Raw genomic sequence first — 15928 nt, 5'->3', positions numbered from 1 at the left:
CCGGGCCGGCGGCCGGTCGTGGCCTGGAATCCTCGGTGCGTGACCATCTCGCACCCGCACCCTGTCGGTGTCACCCTCGATCCCCGGATCGCCGTGCTCGTCCGCCCCGACGGGCGGGTGCAGTTCGGCTGGGATCCCGAGCGCGCACTCGTCCTCTCCCCACCACCCGGAGTCCGGACCGAGCAGCTTCTCGCCGTCGTCCGGCTGCTCGACGGCAAGAACACGCGGCCGCACATCCTGTGGACGGCCGTCGGGTACGGCCTTGCCCCCACCGACGTGTCGAAACTGCTCGGTGATCTGGACCGCGCCGGTCTCATCGACGTCGCAGGCACCTCCCCCGTCGCGGACACGATCACCATCCGCGTGCACGGGCGCGGACCGCTGTCCGATGCGGTGTCCGCCGGGCTCACCGACGGCGGCATCCGGGTTTCCCGCTCCTTCCGCTACTCCGCCGACGTGGACGTCCGGCGGTGGAACGCGCTGTGCGTCGTGCTCGCGGACGACCTGGTGGCGGACCCTCGCCTCGCCGCGGACCTGGTCCAGAACGGGATCCCGCACCTGCAGGTCCGGCTGCGGGACGGTCGCGGTGTGGTCGGTCCGCTCGTACTGCCGGGCCACACGAGTTGCCTGCGGTGCGCCGACCTGCTCCGCTCCGCGTACGACGAGGACTGGCCGTACCTGTCCGCTCAGCTCCTCGGGACGGTCGGGCACGCGAGTCCCGCGGTGATCATGGCCACGGCAGCGGTCGCCCTCGGCCAACTCGAGGTCGTCCTGTCCGCCCCGCGTGGCGCGCCGCCCAGCAGTCTCGACGCCACGCTCGAGATCGATCTGGGGGCACACCGGCTGGTGACGCGGCGATGGCCGAGGCAGGCGAGTTGCAGCTGCACGTATCTGGCACCCGCCGTGGGCGAATCGAACCGGCATCGGTGATGATGCATGATGGTGGGGTGCCCGACATCCCCCGCAGGAGTTCTGCCCGCACCGCCAAACTCGCGAGCATCCCGTTGGGGATCGCGGGACGTGCCGCGATGGGGTTCGGCCGGAAACTGACCGGCGGCGACAGGGACGAGATCGATGCGCAGCTGAGCGCGAGGGCCGCCGAGCAACTGTTCGCCGTCCTCGGCGAACTGAAGGGCGGCGCCATGAAACTCGGCCAGGCGCTCAGCGTCATGGAGGCGGCGATCCCCGAGGAGTTCGCGGAACCGTACCGTGAATCGCTGAACAAGCTGCAGGCACAGGCACCCCCACTGCCCGCGCGGGCCGTTCACAAGATGCTCGACCAGCAGCTGGGCACCAAATGGCGTGAGCGGTTCCAGTCGTTCGACGACACCCCCACCGCGTCGGCCAGCATCGGCCAGGTGCACCGCGCCGTGTGGGCCGACGGCCGCGACGTCGCCGTCAAGGTGCAGTACCCCGGCGCCGACGAAGCGCTGCGCGCCGACCTGAAGACACTCGGACGGTTCGCGGGACTGTTCGCCTCGGTCATGCCCGGGGTCGACGTGCGACCCGTCATCGACGAATTCACCGCCCGCACCGAGGAAGAGCTCGACTACCGGATCGAGGCGAACAATCAGCGCCGCTTCGCGAAGGTGTACGACGGGGATCCGCAGTTCGCGATTCCGCACGTCGTCGCCAGTGCCCCCAAGGTGGTGGTCACCGAATGGATGTCGGCGAAACCGCTGTCGGCCATCATCTCCGACGGCACCCCCGAGGAACGCAACACCGCAGGCGCACTGCTCGCGGAGTTCCACTTCGCCTCCCCCGCCCGCGTCGGCCTGCTCCACTGCGACCCGCATCCGGGTAACTTCATGCTGCACAGCGACGGCCGCCTGGGGGTCATCGATTTCGGTGCCGCGGCGCCCTTTCCGCACGGTCTACCACCGGTGCTCGGGGCGATGGTCCGGCTGGCGCTCCACGAGCAGTTCGACGAATTGACGGAGTTGCTGCACGCCAATGGATTCGTCCTGCCGGGCAGAACGGTGACCGACAAGGAGATCGCGGACTACCTGCGTCCCGTCACCGATCCGATCCGTACCGAATCGTTCCACTTCACCCGCGCCTGGCTGCAGAAGGCGGCGGGTTCCGCGACCGACTTCAACAGTGCGCAGTTCCGAACCGCGCGCGCACTGAATCTGCCCGCCGAGTATCTGATGATCTTCCGGGTTCTCGTCGGCTCGGTGGGAATCTGCGCTCAACTGGACGCGTACGCGCCGTACATGGCGATCCTCACGCGGTGGCTCCCCGGGTTCGCCGATTCCTCCGGCCTGTGAGTACTTGTTAACCGCGGGCGGTTAACAAGTACTCACAGGTGCTACGCACAGACCAGAGCCGGCGTCTTGCGGGGGCGTCCACGGCCACGCTTGCGGGCGATCACGACACCCTGGTCGAAGATCTCCCCACCCCACACGCCCCACGGCTCACCTCGGTCGAGGGCAGCGTCGAGGCAGCGGGAGCGGATCGGGCAGGACGCGCACAGCGCCTTCGCCTGCTCCAGCTCGGTGGGAGAGTCCGCAAACCACAGGTCGGGGTCGTCGACCCGGCACGGCAGGTCACCACGTGCGGAAACAATCTGAACAAATCCGCTTGTGGCGGTTGAGGTTTCGGATACCCCTCGGCATGTCACGGTAGACACGTCGTTCTCCTCTGCTCTCATTGCGACGGTTATTCTCTTCGGTTCGATGAAACGGGTGCGAACCAGAGCCGAGGCTGCGAGCGGAAAAGGTGCTCGAACTACGAAGGCCACGGTCCGCGATGCGGGTCCGTGGCCTTGAAAAGACGGTGGGAGTTGCTCTACCGAGGAATTCCTCGACAACTCCGATACACGGACTCGACTGCTGTTGCGGGACGACGACGGGCTGCCGACCAGACAATCGCCGGTGCCTGTTCCGCCGCGTTCATGCCGAACAGCGCGGAGGCAGCAGCGACTGCCGACTCATGTGCTTGGAACTTCGTCATTTCACTGCCACCTCCATTTCTTCTCGATCCGATGTGAACCACACGGGTCTCCCCGCGCACTGAAACCACAGTAGGCAATTCTCCGGAACCGCACAACCTATTTTTGACCTGCGGTGATGCGTGTTACCTGCCACGCGCGCGGGAGTCGTTCAGCGACTGCCGCTTCCCTTGATCACACCGAGGACGTCTTCGCCGAACTGCTCGAGCTTCTTCGCGCCGATCCCGGGAATCGCGACGAGTCCGCGGTCGTCCTGCGGGCGTTGCTCCGCGAGAGCCGTCAACGTGTTGTCGCTGAACACCACGTACGCCGGGACCTTCAGCTCCCTCGACTTCTCGAGCCGCCACGACCGCAGCGAGTCGAGCAGCTCCACGTCGACGTTCGACGGGCATCCCTCGCAGCGGCCGAGCATGGTCGCGGTCGTCCCGATCAGCGGTTTTCCGCAGAGCCGGCACCGTGGACGCTTCTTGTTGCTCTTGACTGGCGCCGCGATCCGGGAGGCCGGTGAGTCTTCGGGGATGAGTCCGTGCAGGAACCGCGAACGGCGCCGCGACTTGCGCCCGCCTTCGTTCCGGGACAGCGCCCAGGACATCTGCAGGTGCTCGCGGGCGCGGGTGACGCCGACGTACAGCAGCCGGCGCTCCTCCTCGACGGCCGCTTCGTCGGGCGCCGAGTTGGAGTCGCCGAGCACGTGCTGGATGGGCAGCGTTCCGTCGGTGAGGCCGACGAGGAACACGGCGTCCCATTCGAGGCCCTTCGCGGCGTGCAGGGACGCGAGGGTCACACCCTGCACGACGGGTGGGTGCCGCGCCTCCGCCCGCAGGCTCAGCTCACGCAACAGCGCGTCGAGCGTCAATTCCGGATCCTGGGTCAGCTGTTCCTCGGTGAGCGCGACGAGCGCCGACAGGGAGGCCCATCGCTCGCGGGCCTGCGCACCCGCCGGTTCGGCGTCCGTGAGCCCCAGCGGGACGAGGACCGCGCGCACGAGCGTGACCAGGTCGGCGCCGACCGCGTCGGGCAGGTCGTCGCGGCCCGCGGCCTGACGCAGCGCCGCCACGGCCTGACGCACCTCGGTGCGGGTGAAGAAGCCCTCTCCGCCCCGCACCTGGTACGGGATGTCGAGTTTCGTCAGCGCCTGCTCGTGCACCTCGGACTGGGCGTTGATCCGGTACAGGACCGCGATCTCCGCCGCCGGAGTGCCGGACGCGATGAGCCGCTTGATGGTGCGCGCCACCCCGGCGGCCTCGGCCGGTTCGTCGTCGAACTCGACGAAACTCGGTTCCGGCCCGGAGTCGCGCTGCCCGATCAGTTGCAGACGGGTGCCCGCGATCCGGCCGCGCGCCGCTCCGATCACCCGGTTCGCCATCGACACCACCTCGGGGGTCGAACGGTAGTCGCGCTCGAGGCGCACGACGGTGGCCTCGGGGAACCGGCGCGAGAAGTCGAGCAGGTAATTCGGTGTGGCGCCGGTGAACGAGTAGATGGTCTGGTTGGCGTCGCCGACGACGGTGAGGTCGTCCCGCTCCCCGAGCCACGCGTCGAGGACACGCTGCTGCAGCGGGGTGACGTCCTGGTACTCGTCGACGACGAAGCAGCGATAGCGGTCGCGGAACTCCTCAGCGACGGCCGAATGTTCTTCGAGTGCCGCCGCCGTGTGGAGCAGGAGGTCGTCGAAATCGAGAAGCATTCCGTCCTGGCCGCGAGCCTTGAGCTGTTCGTAGCCGTGATACACCTCGGCGACCTTGGCGGCGTCGACCGGCGCTTCCCGGCGCAACTTCGCCACCGCGCGCGGGTAGTCCTCGGGCGCGATCAGCGAGGCCTTGGCCCACTCGATCTCGCTCGCCAGGTCTCGGATACTTTCCGTGCTCGTGGACAGGCCGACTCTCCCGGCGGCGGACGACACGACCGCGAACTTGCGGTCCAGCAGCCGCCATTCCGTGTCGCCGACCACCTGCGGCCAGAAGTACCGCAGCTGCCGCAGCGCGGCCGCGTGGAACGTGCGCGCCTGAACCTGCGCTCCCCCGTCGCCGATTCCCAGGCTGCGCAGCCGGCCGCGCATCTCACCTGCCGCGCGCGCCGTGAACGTCACCGCCAGCACCTGCCCCGCGGCGACGTGCCCACTGGCCACGAGGTGCGCGATCCGCCGGGTGATGGTCCGGGTCTTGCCTGTTCCGGCGCCCGCCAGCACGCACACCGGCCCCCGGGGAGCGAGGACCGCTGCGGACTGTTCGGGGTCGAGACCGGTAGTCGTCACCTCTGCTGCGCCGGCTGCTGACATGGCGTCCATCATGACAGGGGCGACCGACACGGCGCGAAGCGGACGAACACCCACGGCGCGAAGCGCATGAACGCACCCGGCGCGAAGCGGACGACACCGCAGTGGGAACACACGACGGGCTCGTGGTGTTATATGCGCCGTGACTGCTACCGACACCCCGGCCCTGACCATCTACTCCACCACCTGGTGCGGCTACTGCCGGCGCCTGAAGACGCAGCTGGACGAATCCGGCATCGGCTACGTGGAGATCGACATCGAGGACGATCCGGCGTCGGCGGAGTTCGTCGGCAGCGTCAACGGCGGCAACCACGTCGTGCCCACCGTCAAGTTCGCCGACGGCAGCACCGCAACCAACCCGTCGTTGGCGCAGGTCAAGCAGCTTCTCGGCGTCTAGGACTCCGTCGCTGCCGCCGCCCAGGACTCGATGATTCCACGCGCGATGGAGATCGAGCCCGGGAGCAGCAGCGTGGCGTCGGTGTCCGACGCCCAGTCGCCGAGTTCGAGTGCCGTGCGCACCTCGTCCCGGGTGAACCACCGGGCCTCGGCGATCTCGCCGTCCGCGAACGTCAGCGGGGCGTCGGGGTCGCCGACGGCCGCGAACCCGATCATCACCGAACGGGGGAACGGCCACGGCTGGCTGCCGAGGTAGCGCACGTCACGGACGTCGACGCCCACCTCTTCCTTGATCTCCCGGACGACGCACGTCTCGAGGGACTCACCGGCCTCGACGAACCCGGCGAGGATCGAGAACCGCCGCGGCGGCCACGTGGGTTGCCGGGCCAGGAGCACACGGTCTCCGCCGTCGTGCACGAGGCAGATGACCGCCGGATCGGTGCGGGGAAATTCCTCGTGCCCGGTGCTCGTCGAGATCCGCGACCAACCCGACATCGTCGGCTCCGACGCCGCGCCGTCGAGCGCACTGAAGCCCGCGCTGTCGTGCCAGTTGAGCATGGCGAGGGCGCCGGTGAGCACACCGGCGTCGGCGTCGTCCAGTGTGCCGCCCAGAATCCGGAGATCGGCGAGCTCGCCCGTGAGCGCCTGCACCCGCACCGCCCACACGTGCCGGTCCTTGCGGATACCGAGGAACACCGCCCCCGGCTTCGGTTCGGGGCCGAGTTCGGTGGCCTCCGCGAACACCAGACCGTCGTCCCCTACCCGCACCTGCCCGCGGTGATTGACGCGCAGCAGCAGCGCATCCCGCCAGCCCGTCCGCAGCGCGTCCGTGTCCGAACGCAGTTCCTCGGCCCGCCCGACGGCGGAGCGGGACAGGAGCGGGGTGTCGTTGAGCCGGAATGCAGTCACGCCGTCGACACTACTGCCGATCAGTTGGCGACCCGACGGATGTACAGCAGTCGGTCGTTCTCCTCGATCGAATCGACCTCCGGCGAGCCGACCCGGATCAGCCGCCCGTCCCGCACCACACCGAGCACGATGTCCGCGAGGTGTCGTGGGGAGCCGCCGATCTCGTCCCGCTCCACGAGACGCTCCGCGATCGCGAAACCCGCCTCCGGAGTCAGGAGGTCCTCCATCATCTCGACGACGCTCGGCGTCTTCGTGGCGATGCCGAGGAGCCGGCCCGCGGTCTCGGAGGACACGACCACCGAGTCGGCGCCGGACTGCCGGAGCAGATGCGTGTTCTCGGATTCGCGGATCGCGGCGACGATCTTCGCCTTCGGTGCGATCTCGCGAGCCGTCAGCGTCACCAGCACCGCGGTGTCGTCGCGGTTGGCGGCGACGATGATCGCCGACGCGTTCTGCGCGCCCGCCAACCGCAGCACGTCCGATTTGGTGGCGGATCCGTGGACCGTGACCAGGCCCTTGCTGGCCGCCGAGTCGAGCACGGCGTGGTCGGTGTCCACGACCACGATCTCCGACGGCGGAACGTCGTCGCCGAGCATCGCGTCGATCGCGGTGCGTCCCTTGGTTCCGTAGCCGATCACCACGGTGTGATTGCGCACGTGCTGCCTCCAACGCTGAATTTTGAACGCCTGCCGGGAGCTCTCCGTCAGCGCGGAGAGGGTCGTACCGACCAGGACGATGAGGAAGAAGATTCGAAGAGGCGTGATCAGGAGAACGTTGACGAGCCTCGCCGACGGCGTGAACGGCGTGATGTCGCCGTATCCCGTGGTCGACAACGACACCGTCGCGTAGTAAATACAGTCGAGCAACGACAGTTCGTTGTCCTGCGCGTCGCGGTAGCCCGCCCGGTCGATGTAGACGATGAGCACCGCCAACGCCAACGCCGACAGGGCGATCCCCACCCGGCGGTATATCGCCCGCGCCGGACTCGTCTGCAACTCCGGAATCCGGAGCACACCCACCAACGCGAAGTCCGGCCGGTCGGTGAGGGTGTCCGACCTGCTCAATCTCTCACGCAGCCTACCGGCCATATGTTCGTCTCCACGTTGCACTGAACTCCGACATCGGCTGGCAGCCTAACCCCGATTGTCCCACCTGTGACACGTCGGAGCCTCGTTGTCGCGAACCGGGTGGTTCGGGCAAGCTGGCGTCATGCAACGAGAGAGCCTCACACCACGACCGAGCCAGAAGCCCGCACTCCGCCTCGCCGCGCTGCTGCTGGGGGCGGGCACGATGCACTTCGTCGCCCCGAAGTTCTTCGATTCCACCATCCCCACACAGCTGCCGGGCGACGCCCGCACCTACACCTACGTGTCCGGGGTCGCCGAACTCGCCGTCGGCACCGCGCTCGCCGTGCCGCGCACCCGCAGGCTCGGTGGCGGTCTCGCCGCACTGCTGTTCGTCGCCGTCTTCCCCGCCAACATCAACATGGCAGTGGACTGGCTGAAGAGCCCGAAAACGACGAACGTGCAGAAAACCGGTGCGCTGCTGCGTCTTCCGCTGCAGATCCCGTTGGTCACCGAGGCTCTCAAGGCTCGGCGTCAGGCCTGAGCTCGTCTTCGGGACCACCGCCGGCGGGATCCGGTTCGCCTGCGCCGGCGGTACGGAGGAGACGGGCGAGCGCGTCGGCGCCGGGCAGGCGGTCCGGCGCGATCGTCCGTCCGGTCCGCACGTAGTGGAACGCGGCGCGCACCCGCTCGATCGGAACGTCCATCAGTTCGGCCCACGCCAGCCGGTACGCGGCGAGCTGCATCACGACGGCCTTCTCGTTGGCCGCGCTCGGTTCGGCGCCGGTCTTCCAGTCGATCACCGTCCACCCGCCGTCGGGGTCGGTGAACACCGCGTCGATCCGTCCCCTCAGCACGGTCCCCGCCACCGAGGTCTCGAACGGCACCTCGACCTCCGTCGGGTTGCGGTCGGCCCACGGCGAGCGGAGAAACGCGTCCTGCAGCGTCGCGAGATCGGCGTCCGGGCCCGCACCCGTGTCGGCGGCACCGGGCAGCTCGTCGAGATCGAGAAGCCGGGTAGCCCCGAAGCGGCGCTCCACCCAGGCGTGGAACGCGGTTCCGCGCCGGGCGAGCGGGTTCGGCGGGAACGGCAGCGGCCGCCGCAGCCGGGCGGCCAGGGCGTCCGGGTCGGCCTCGAGTTCGACGAGCTGGCTCACCGACAACTGGCCGGGTAACACCACCTCCGCGCGGGCGTTCGCCCGCGCTTCCCGCTCCGCGAGGAGAGCGTCGACGTCGGCGGCCCAGTTCTCGGGATCCTCGTCCTCGCCGGCCGGCGACTGCTTGCCGGCGTTCCTCAGTGCCGCGACGACCAGCGCCGCACCACGCTCGACCGCCTCCCGGCGAAGCCCGAGCGGATCCCGCGGCCAGACAGCAGACTTGGGGGTACTGGTCAGCGGGTTCTGCTCCTCGGGTTCGGGCGCGGGCGCCCAGAGGTCGACGACCCCGATACCCTCGTGCTCCTCGCCCGTCACCGTGTCGCGCAGTTCGGTGAGGAACTCCGACGGCCCCTTGGGCTCGGTTCCGGATTCTGCCCAGTGGTGACCCGACGCGAACAGCACCCGTTCGGTGCGGGTGAGCGCGACGTAGAACAGCCGGCGGTCCTCGTCCAGCCTGCGGGCCGCCAGCGCCGACTTGTGCGCCTTCACCGCCTCTTCGAGGTCTTTCCGGTCGTACAGGTTCTCCAGTTCGAGGACGGGCACGCCGTCGGCCGACTCGCCCGGCCGCGCCCGGTCGCCGCGCAGCGACGGCGGCAGCTCACCGACCGCTCCGAGCCAGGACCCGGACGCGGTCCGCGAGGGAAACACGCCGGCGGTGAGATGCGACACGGCCACCACTTCCCATTCCAGGCCCTTCGCCGAATGCACGGTCAGCACCTGGACGCGGTGCGGGTCCACCTCGACTTCGCCGGGCGCCAAACCTTTTTCGACCGATTCGGCGGCGGACAGGAAGGCGAGCAGTCCGGTGACGGTGGCCGACGTGCGGTTCGCGTAACCGGCGACGACGTCGGCGAACGCGTCGAGATGTTCACGGCCTGCGCTCCCCCGCGCCGACTGCCGCGTCCGGGCCTGCGCTTCGATGCCGATCCCCAGCACCCGTTCGACCTCGGCCACCAGTTCGGTGAGCGGCTGCCCGATCCGCTCACGCAGCGACGCCAACTCCGCCGCCACCGCGGTGATTCGTGCATAGCCGACCTGCGAATAGCGTTCGGCGGGGCCGGGATCCGCCAGCGCGTCCGCCAGCCCCGCCTGCTCCGCGTGTTCACCGGGCAGCGCCTCGCCGACGGCGTCGGCCAGAGCGGCCGAATCCGTGACGGCGCCGGTGGTTCCGTAACCGGTTCCGATGGCCAGTTCGGACGCTCGCCGCGACAGCGCCGTCAGGTCGGCCGCCCCGATCTGCCACCTCGCGCCGGTCAGCATCCGGACGGCGGCACTGCCCGCCATCGGGTCGGCGACGACCCGGAGCATCGCGATGACGTCGGCCACCTCGGGCGTGTGGAGCAAGCCGCCGAGACCGACCACCTCGACCGGCAGACCCCGCGACCGCAGCACCTCCGCGATCGGTGCCGCGTCGGCGTTGCGGCGGATCAGCACCGCCGCGGTCGGCGGATCCTCGCCCCGGCTCGCGGCGTCCGCGTACTGTTCGGCGATGCGGTCGGCCACCCATTCGCGTTCCTGCACGACGTCAGCGGTGAGGGCGAGCCGCACGTCTCCGGGAACGGCCTGCGGTCGCGCCCGCAGCATGCTGACCGCCACGCCCCGCTCCCGCAGGGACGCCGACGCCACGTTGGCCAGAGCCAGGGCCTCCGGTGGGTTGCGCCAGCTGGTGAGCAGTTCCAGCGTCGGCGCCGGATCCCCGTTCGCCATGGGGAAATCCGTGGCGAAGCGGGGCAGGTTGGCCGCCGACGCACCACGCCAGCCGTAGATCGACTGCATGGGATCGCCCACCGCGGTGAGCGCGAGTTCGCCGTCGAGTCCGCCGCCGAACAGCGACGACAGCAGCACCCGCTGCGCGTGTCCCGTGTCCTGGTACTCATCGAGCAGCACCACCCGGAAACGGGTGCGCTCGGCGACGCCTACCTCGGGGTGGTCCGCGGCCACACGTGCCGCCAGCGACATCTGACTGCCGAAGTCGAGCGCACCCTCCCGCCTCAGGGTGTCCGTGAGCCGCTGCACCAGCGGCAGCAGCTCGACCCGGCGGTGCTGGGTGTCGAGGATGTCGAGCAGGTCCTTACCCGGGCCGCCGCGCTGCCGCGGTCCGGCAGGAAGGGTGTGGACGAGCTTGTCGAGTTCGGTGTGCGCCTCCCGCAGATCGTCCGGCTCGACGAGGTGCTCGGCGAGCTGTCCGGCCAGCGCGAGCACCGCCTCGGTGACGGACGCCGGATTCCTGTCGGTGTCGAGGTCGCCGTCCCACGAGCTGACCACCCGGTGCGCCAGCTGCCACAGTTCCGTCTCCGACAGCAGGGTCGCCGACGGTTCGATGGGCAGCAGGAGCCCGTGCTCGGACAGCAGTCGCCCGGCGTAGGAGTGGTACGTGCTGACCTCCGGTTCGCCGGCGAGGATGCGCGATCGGAGGTCACCGCTCGGGTCGACCCTGCGAAGCAGCTCCGAACCCGCAAGCCGGGCAAGGCGTTTCCTGATCCGGGTGGTCAACTGCTGCGCTGCCTTGCGGGTGAACGTCAGCCCCAGCACCGCCTCGGGGTCGACGACCCCGTTGGCCACCAGCCACACGACGCGGGCGGCCATCGTCTCGGTCTTGCCCGCGCCCGCCCCCGCGACGACGAGGGTCGGGCCGAGCGGGGCGGCGATGACGGCGGCCTGTTCCGGGGTCGGCGGATGCTGCCCCAGTCCGATCGCGAGTTCTACCGGGTCGATTCGGATGGTCATTCCGACGTCACCTGCCGTCCCTCGTCGTGCGCGGGACAACTCGTCCGCACCGGGCAGTGCCGGCAACCGTCGTTGACGCGGGCCAGGAACTCCGGTCCCTTGGTGGCGGCGGCCGCCGCGTGGATGACCGCGAGCCACGACTCGAGAGCCTCCTCCGACAGCGGTGCCTGCACACGCTGCGTCGCGCCTTCCTTCTGGTGCGGTTTGGCGACGAAGACCAGCCGCGCCCCACCGGGTTTCGACGCCGGCTCCCCGTCGATCGCACCGATGGCCGCCGCCACCTGATACGCCGCCAGCTGGGCATGCTGCTGGGCGTTGTCCTTGGTGACAGGTGAGCGGGCGGTCTTCACATCGACGATCACGGGCCTGCCCTCGGCGTCGCGCTCGAGCCGGTCGATCCGTCCCCGCAGCCGGATCGTCGGGGAACCCTCCTCCCGCGGCTCGAGGACGCCGTCGACGGCCACCTCGACACCGACCTCGGTGAGTTCGGACCGGGTGTTCCCGAGCCAAGCGGTGAACGTGGCCAGCATGTCCCGGGTGCGGTCGAGTTCGCGCCGCGAGTACCACTGGGAGCCGAGATCGATCGACTCCCAGGCGTTCTCGAGCGCCCGTTCCACCTGATCGGCTGGGATGCGGCCGGCGAGCGCCTGCACCAGCGTGTGCACGAGCGTTCCCGCGATGGCGTGGGTATTGTCGCCGTCCCTGCCGCCGTGACGTTCGAGCAGCCACCGCAACGGGCAGGTGTTGAGCAGGTCGACAGTGGACGGCGACAGCGACACCGGTCCGTCCTCCGCGTTCCACAACGCCACGCCGGTGCTCGGTTCGGCGGTGCCGTACCACTGGTCCGGGTGAGCGCCGCGCACCCCGGCTTCGGCGAGCCGGGCGAGCTGGCGGGCGGCGCGTTCCTGGCGGGCGGGGTCGGAGTCGGCGACGTCCGGATCGCAGACCACGCTGCGCAGTTCGGCGACGAGGGCAGGCAGGGCCAGTACCCGGGTCGCCGGGTCCACCGCAGGCAAGGCCGCCTCCTCCGCGTCCGAATCCTGTTCTCCGGCGAGCAGTTCGTCGACGAAACGGGAGTGGACGAGATCGGCGTCGCCGCTGGCGGAATCGACCGCGGTGACGAGCAGACTCCGCCTCGCCCGGCTGCACGCCACCAGGAACAGCCTGCGTTCCTCGGCCAGCAGCGGTGCGGTGCGCGACATCCGGTCGGCGGCCGTCTCGCTGCCGTCGGACACGCCGCTCGTGAGGTCGATCAGCGCCTCGGTGCCGAGCAGGCTTCCGCGGGCGCGCAAGCTCGGCCACAGTCCCTCCTGCACACCCGCGACGGCGACGACGTCCCATTCGCGGCCGGCGGCGGCGTGGGCGCTGAGCACCGACACGGCGTCGCGGGGAACGACGGAGACGGTGCGCGCGGTGGGAATCGCCTGCCCGGTCAGGTAGTCGACGAACCCGGCGAGCTGCGCGCGAGGGAGGCGGTCGACGTAACTCGCGGCGGCGTCGAACAGGGCGACCACGGCGTCGAGGTCGCGGTCGGCCTGCGCCCCGATCGGACCGCCCCGGGCGGAGGCCGCCGACCATCGACGTTCGAGTCCGGTGGCCTGCCACGCCGCCCACAGCACGTCCTCGATGCCGCGCCCGCGTTCGAGCGGAACCCTCGCCTTGCGCAGCACGGACAGCACCCGGTTCAGGGACGCCGCTTCGACGTCGGTCAGCTTCGCCGTGACCCTGCGGGTGCTGCCCGTCTCGCCGACCAGCAGGAGACGAAGCAGCTCCGCGGAGTCGCGGTCGCCGCCGGAGGCGAGCTCGGCGCGCCGCAGACCCCGGCGAAGACGCCGGAGCGCCACGGGTTCTGCGCCGCCGACCGGGCCTGCGAGCAGGGCGAGCGCGTCCTCGCCCGTGAATTCCTGCCCGGACAGCGCCCGCAGCACCAGCATCAGCCCCGACACCCCGTGCTGACGGGCGAGCGGCAATTCGGACGCCGCGGTGGTGACGGGCACGCCTGCACCCAGCAGCGCCCGCCGGAGCGGGGCCAGCGCCCGTGGAACCGAGCGCACGATCACCGCCATCTCCGACCACGGCACCCCGTCGAGGAGGTGGGCGCGGCGCAGGGTGTCGGCGATCAGCGCGGCCTCCTTCGCCGCGGTGCCCAGGACCCGGGCCGACGTCCTGCCGCCGTCCTGCGCGGGGGTCCAGATCCGGTGCGGCAGATGCCCCGGCAGGCGGGACGTGATCCGCGCCGCGGTGGTCGCGACGTCCGCCGAACTGCGAAAGTTGACCGGTAGCAGCACCTGCCGGGGATCGCCCTTGTCGGCCAGGTGGGCGAGGAACGTGGGGTCGGCCCCGCGGAACCCGTAGATCGACTGGTCGGGGTCGCCGGCGACGACGGTGGTGCGGGTACCGGTGCCGACGAGCCGGACCAGTTCCGCGGCCTGCGGATCGAGGTGCTGGGCGTCGTCGACGAGCAGGTGCCGCACCCGGTCCCGTTCCGCGCGCAGCAGGTCCGGGTCGGTGGCGAACGCGGTGAGGGCCGCACCGATGAGTTCGGCCGCGTCCAGCGCCGGCGCCGTGGCCTCGGGGGCCTCGACACCCACCGCTCCGCGCAGCAGCATGCCGTGCTCGTACCGGGCGGCGAACATGCCCGCCGCCACCCACTCGGTGCGGTCGTGCCGCCGGCCCAGCTCGATCAGATCTTCCGGGCCGAGACCCCGCTCGCTCGAGCGCAACATGAGGTCGCGCAGTTCGACGGCGAAGCCGCCCAGCGGAAGTGCGGGACGCAGGCGTTCGGGCCACATCTCGCCGCCGTCCGCGATGTCGCCCTGCAGCATCTCGCGGAGCACGGCGTCCTGCTCGGCGCCGGTGATGAGGCGCGGCGGCGGATTGCCGTGGGCGGCGGCCTGCAACCGCAGCACCGCGAACGCGTAGGAGTGGACGGTGCGGACGAGCGGTTCGCGCGTGGCGCGGGGCCCGTGGTGCTCGTCGTGTCCGATGAGAGCGGCGGTGACCTCTTCACGCACCCGGCCTGCGGCTCGCTTCGACTGCGTCAGGACGAGCACCGACTCCGGGTCCTCGCCGCCGGCGATCCGGTCCACCGCGACGTCGACGAGCAGCGACGTCTTGCCGGTGCCCGGGCCGCCGAGCACCTGCCACGGATTCCACCCCACGCCGAGGGGCGGCGCGGTGAGGACCCGCCGGGTGGAGTCGTCCCACACGCGGGCCGGGCGGTCGGGGCTCGGGCGGTGCACGAGCCGGGCCCGGGGAGCCGACGTCCTGGTGCGCACCGCCGATTCCGTCATGGGCAGCATTCCACCAGAACGGTCCGACATCTCCGGCGGCGGCCCGATCCGGCATCATGGGTCACGTGTCAGCACTGAATACGTACCTGTTCGGCGCCGAGGACGGCACGGAGATCCTCGCCCTGCACGGACTCACCGGTCACGGCAGGCGGTGGGAGGCGCTGGCCACCGACCAGCTGCCCGACGCCCGGTGGATCTCCCCCGACCTGCTCGGGCACGGCCGGTCGACGTGGTCGCCGCCGTGGAACCTCGAGGCCCATGTCGCGAGCCTCGTCGACACCCTCGACGCGCACGCCCGGGGACCGGTCCTCGTAGTGGGCCACTCGTTCGGGTGCGCCCTGGCACTGCACCTGGCGCGCGCGGTCCCCGGCCGAGTTCGCGGCCTCGTGCTGCTCGACCCCGCGATCGGGCTCGATCCCGCGCAGATGCAGTCGGTGGCCGATCTCACCATCGCCTCCCCCGACTACACCGATGTCGAGGAGGCCCGGTCCGACAAGCTGCACGGCTCGTGGGGCGAGGTGGCCCGTGACGTCCTCGAGGACGAAATCGCCGAACACCTGGTACCCCTCGGGAACGGCCGGGTCAACTGGCGACTGTCCACCCCGGCCGTCGTCACGGCGTGGGGCGAACTCGCCCGGGAAGCGGTCCTGCCGCCCGCGCATCTGCCGACCGTGCTCGTGCAGGCGTCGAAGGTGCAGCCGCCGTACGTCACACCCGAGTTCCGCACGGCTCTCGCCGGCCACCTGGGCGACAACCTCACCGCCGTCGACCTCGACTGCGATCACATGGTGCCGCAGGCCCGGCCCGACGAGGTGGCCGAGCTCATCCGCAGACTTCTCTGATGGTCGCCACGACAGAGGAACAGGTCGAGGCAGTCCGCGCGCTGGTCGCGTCGATTCCGCCCGGCCGGGTGGCCACCTACGGCGACATCGCCGCGGCGGCCGGGCTGTCCAGTGCGCGGACGGTGGGCTGGATCATGCGCACCGACTCCGCCGACCTGCCCTGGCACCGCGTGCTGGGCGCCTCGGGGCGGCCGGCGCCGCACCTCGCACACAAGCAGATCGCGAAGCTCGAACTCGAGGGCGTGCCCATCCGGGACGGCCGCGTAAATCTCGCGGCGGCACGGTACCTGTTCGATCCGCCCGGCTGACGGT

The 15928-nt window shown here is 70.5% G+C and carries 12 protein-coding genes; 6 read left to right on the top strand and 6 right to left on the bottom strand.

Translation table 11 applies throughout. The features are described 5' to 3' along the window. Positions 1-39: 39 nt before the first annotated feature. Entirely contained in the window at positions 40-930 is an 891-nt protein-coding gene (locus ROP_RS32005; RefSeq protein ID WP_015890146.1) for a hypothetical protein, read from the top strand. After that, positions 930-2270 carry an ABC1 kinase family protein gene (locus ROP_RS32000; protein WP_043825764.1) on the top strand — a complete coding sequence of 447 codons (1341 nt, stop codon included), beginning with the start codon at positions 930-932 and terminating at the stop codon, positions 2268-2270. Before ROP_RS32005 ends, ROP_RS32000 begins: the two co-directional genes overlap by 1 nt. Before the next feature lie 41 nt (positions 2271-2311). On the opposite strand, the gene ROP_RS31995 is transcribed toward ROP_RS32000, so the two are convergent. Together ROP_RS31995 and ROP_RS31990 are read right to left on the bottom strand one after the other, a co-directional pair. Continuing rightward, the gene (locus ROP_RS31995) at positions 2312-2653 is read right to left on the bottom strand and encodes a WhiB family transcriptional regulator (RefSeq protein ID WP_015890144.1); all 342 of its coding nucleotides are present in this window, start codon (positions 2651-2653) and stop codon (positions 2312-2314) included. A gap of 451 nt (positions 2654-3104) precedes the next feature. Further along, a complete protein-coding gene (locus tag ROP_RS31990) occupies positions 3105-5243 on the bottom strand; it encodes an ATP-dependent DNA helicase UvrD2 (RefSeq protein WP_080512543.1) in 2139 nt (712 codons plus the stop codon). A gap of 127 nt (positions 5244-5370) precedes the next feature. On the opposite strand from ROP_RS31990, the gene ROP_RS31985 reads away from it, so the two are divergent. Then, positions 5371-5625, top strand: coding sequence for a mycoredoxin (locus ROP_RS31985; RefSeq protein WP_015890142.1), 255 nt, complete (start codon positions 5371-5373; stop codon positions 5623-5625). Here the strand turns inward: ROP_RS31985 and nudC are convergent. Both nudC and ROP_RS31975 read right to left on the bottom strand, forming a co-directional pair. Next, entirely contained in the window at positions 5622-6533 is a 912-nt protein-coding gene (nudC, locus tag ROP_RS31980) for an NAD(+) diphosphatase (RefSeq protein ID WP_015890141.1), read from the bottom strand. The two genes, ROP_RS31985 and nudC, sit on opposite strands and share 4 nt — an antisense overlap. Before the next feature lie 20 nt (positions 6534-6553). Further along, positions 6554-7621 carry a potassium channel family protein gene (locus tag ROP_RS31975; RefSeq protein ID WP_015890140.1) on the bottom strand — a complete coding sequence of 356 codons (1068 nt, stop codon included), beginning with the start codon at positions 7619-7621 and terminating at the stop codon, positions 6554-6556. Positions 7622-7742: 121 nt separating this feature from the next. On the opposite strand from ROP_RS31975, the gene ROP_RS31970 reads away from it, so the two are divergent. Then, the gene (locus ROP_RS31970; RefSeq protein WP_015890139.1) at positions 7743-8141 is read left to right on the top strand and encodes a DoxX family protein; all 399 of its coding nucleotides are present in this window, start codon (positions 7743-7745) and stop codon (positions 8139-8141) included. Here ROP_RS31970 and ROP_RS31965 read toward each other — a convergent pair. Continuing rightward, positions 8119-11481 (bottom strand): ATP-dependent helicase, encoded by a 3363-nt coding sequence (locus ROP_RS31965; RefSeq protein WP_015890138.1) that lies wholly within the window; start codon positions 11479-11481, stop codon positions 8119-8121. The genes ROP_RS31970 and ROP_RS31965 overlap by 23 nt on opposite strands. Next, complete coding sequence (locus ROP_RS31960) at positions 11478-14774, bottom strand: ATP-dependent helicase (RefSeq protein WP_043826912.1); 3297 nt, start codon at positions 14772-14774, stop codon at positions 11478-11480. Before ROP_RS31960 ends, ROP_RS31965 begins: the two co-directional genes overlap by 4 nt. A 56-nt stretch (positions 14775-14830) precedes the next feature. On the opposite strand from ROP_RS31960, the gene ROP_RS31955 reads away from it, so the two are divergent. Both ROP_RS31955 and ROP_RS31950 read left to right on the top strand, forming a co-directional pair. Further along, positions 14831-15616: an alpha/beta fold hydrolase gene (locus tag ROP_RS31955; RefSeq protein ID WP_015890136.1), complete on the top strand. Its 786-nt coding sequence runs from the start codon at positions 14831-14833 to the stop codon at positions 15614-15616. Next, a complete protein-coding gene (locus ROP_RS31950; protein ID WP_015890135.1) occupies positions 15616-15924 on the top strand; it encodes an MGMT family protein in 309 nt (102 codons plus the stop codon). The genes ROP_RS31955 and ROP_RS31950 overlap by 1 nt, the downstream gene beginning before the upstream one ends. The last annotated feature ends 4 nt before the right edge of the window (positions 15925-15928 follow it).

This window comes from Rhodococcus opacus B4, assembly GCF_000010805.1.
In the GTDB taxonomy this organism is placed as follows: domain Bacteria; phylum Actinomycetota; class Actinomycetes; order Mycobacteriales; family Mycobacteriaceae; genus Rhodococcus_F; species Rhodococcus_F opacus_C.
This window is presented reverse-complemented; position numbering and strand designations above follow the sequence as displayed.

What these genes read in the sequence shown, in the direction of transcription:
- ROP_RS32000 (WP_043825764.1), top strand. Translation starts at nt 930, where the DNA reads ATGATGCATGATGGTGGGGTGCCCGACATCCCCCGCAGGAGTTCTGCC.
- ROP_RS31995 (WP_015890144.1), bottom strand. Translation starts at nt 2,653, where the DNA reads ATGAGAGCAGAGGAGAACGACGTGTCTACCGTGACATGCCGAGGGGTA.
- ROP_RS31990 (WP_080512543.1), bottom strand. Translation starts at nt 5,243, where the DNA reads ATGATGGACGCCATGTCAGCAGCCGGCGCAGCAGAGGTGACGACTACC.
- ROP_RS31975 (WP_015890140.1), bottom strand. Translation starts at nt 7,621, where the DNA reads ATGGCCGGTAGGCTGCGTGAGAGATTGAGCAGGTCGGACACCCTCACC.
- ROP_RS31970 (WP_015890139.1), top strand. Translation starts at nt 7,743, where the DNA reads ATGCAACGAGAGAGCCTCACACCACGACCGAGCCAGAAGCCCGCACTC.
- ROP_RS31965 (WP_015890138.1), bottom strand. Translation starts at nt 11,481, where the DNA reads ATGACCATCCGAATCGACCCGGTAGAACTCGCGATCGGACTGGGGCAG.
- ROP_RS31960 (WP_043826912.1), bottom strand. Translation starts at nt 14,774, where the DNA reads ATGACGGAATCGGCGGTGCGCACCAGGACGTCGGCTCCCCGGGCCCGG.
- ROP_RS31955 (WP_015890136.1), top strand. Translation starts at nt 14,831, where the DNA reads ATGGGTCACGTGTCAGCACTGAATACGTACCTGTTCGGCGCCGAGGAC.
- ROP_RS31950 (WP_015890135.1), top strand. Translation starts at nt 15,616, where the DNA reads ATGGTCGCCACGACAGAGGAACAGGTCGAGGCAGTCCGCGCGCTGGTC.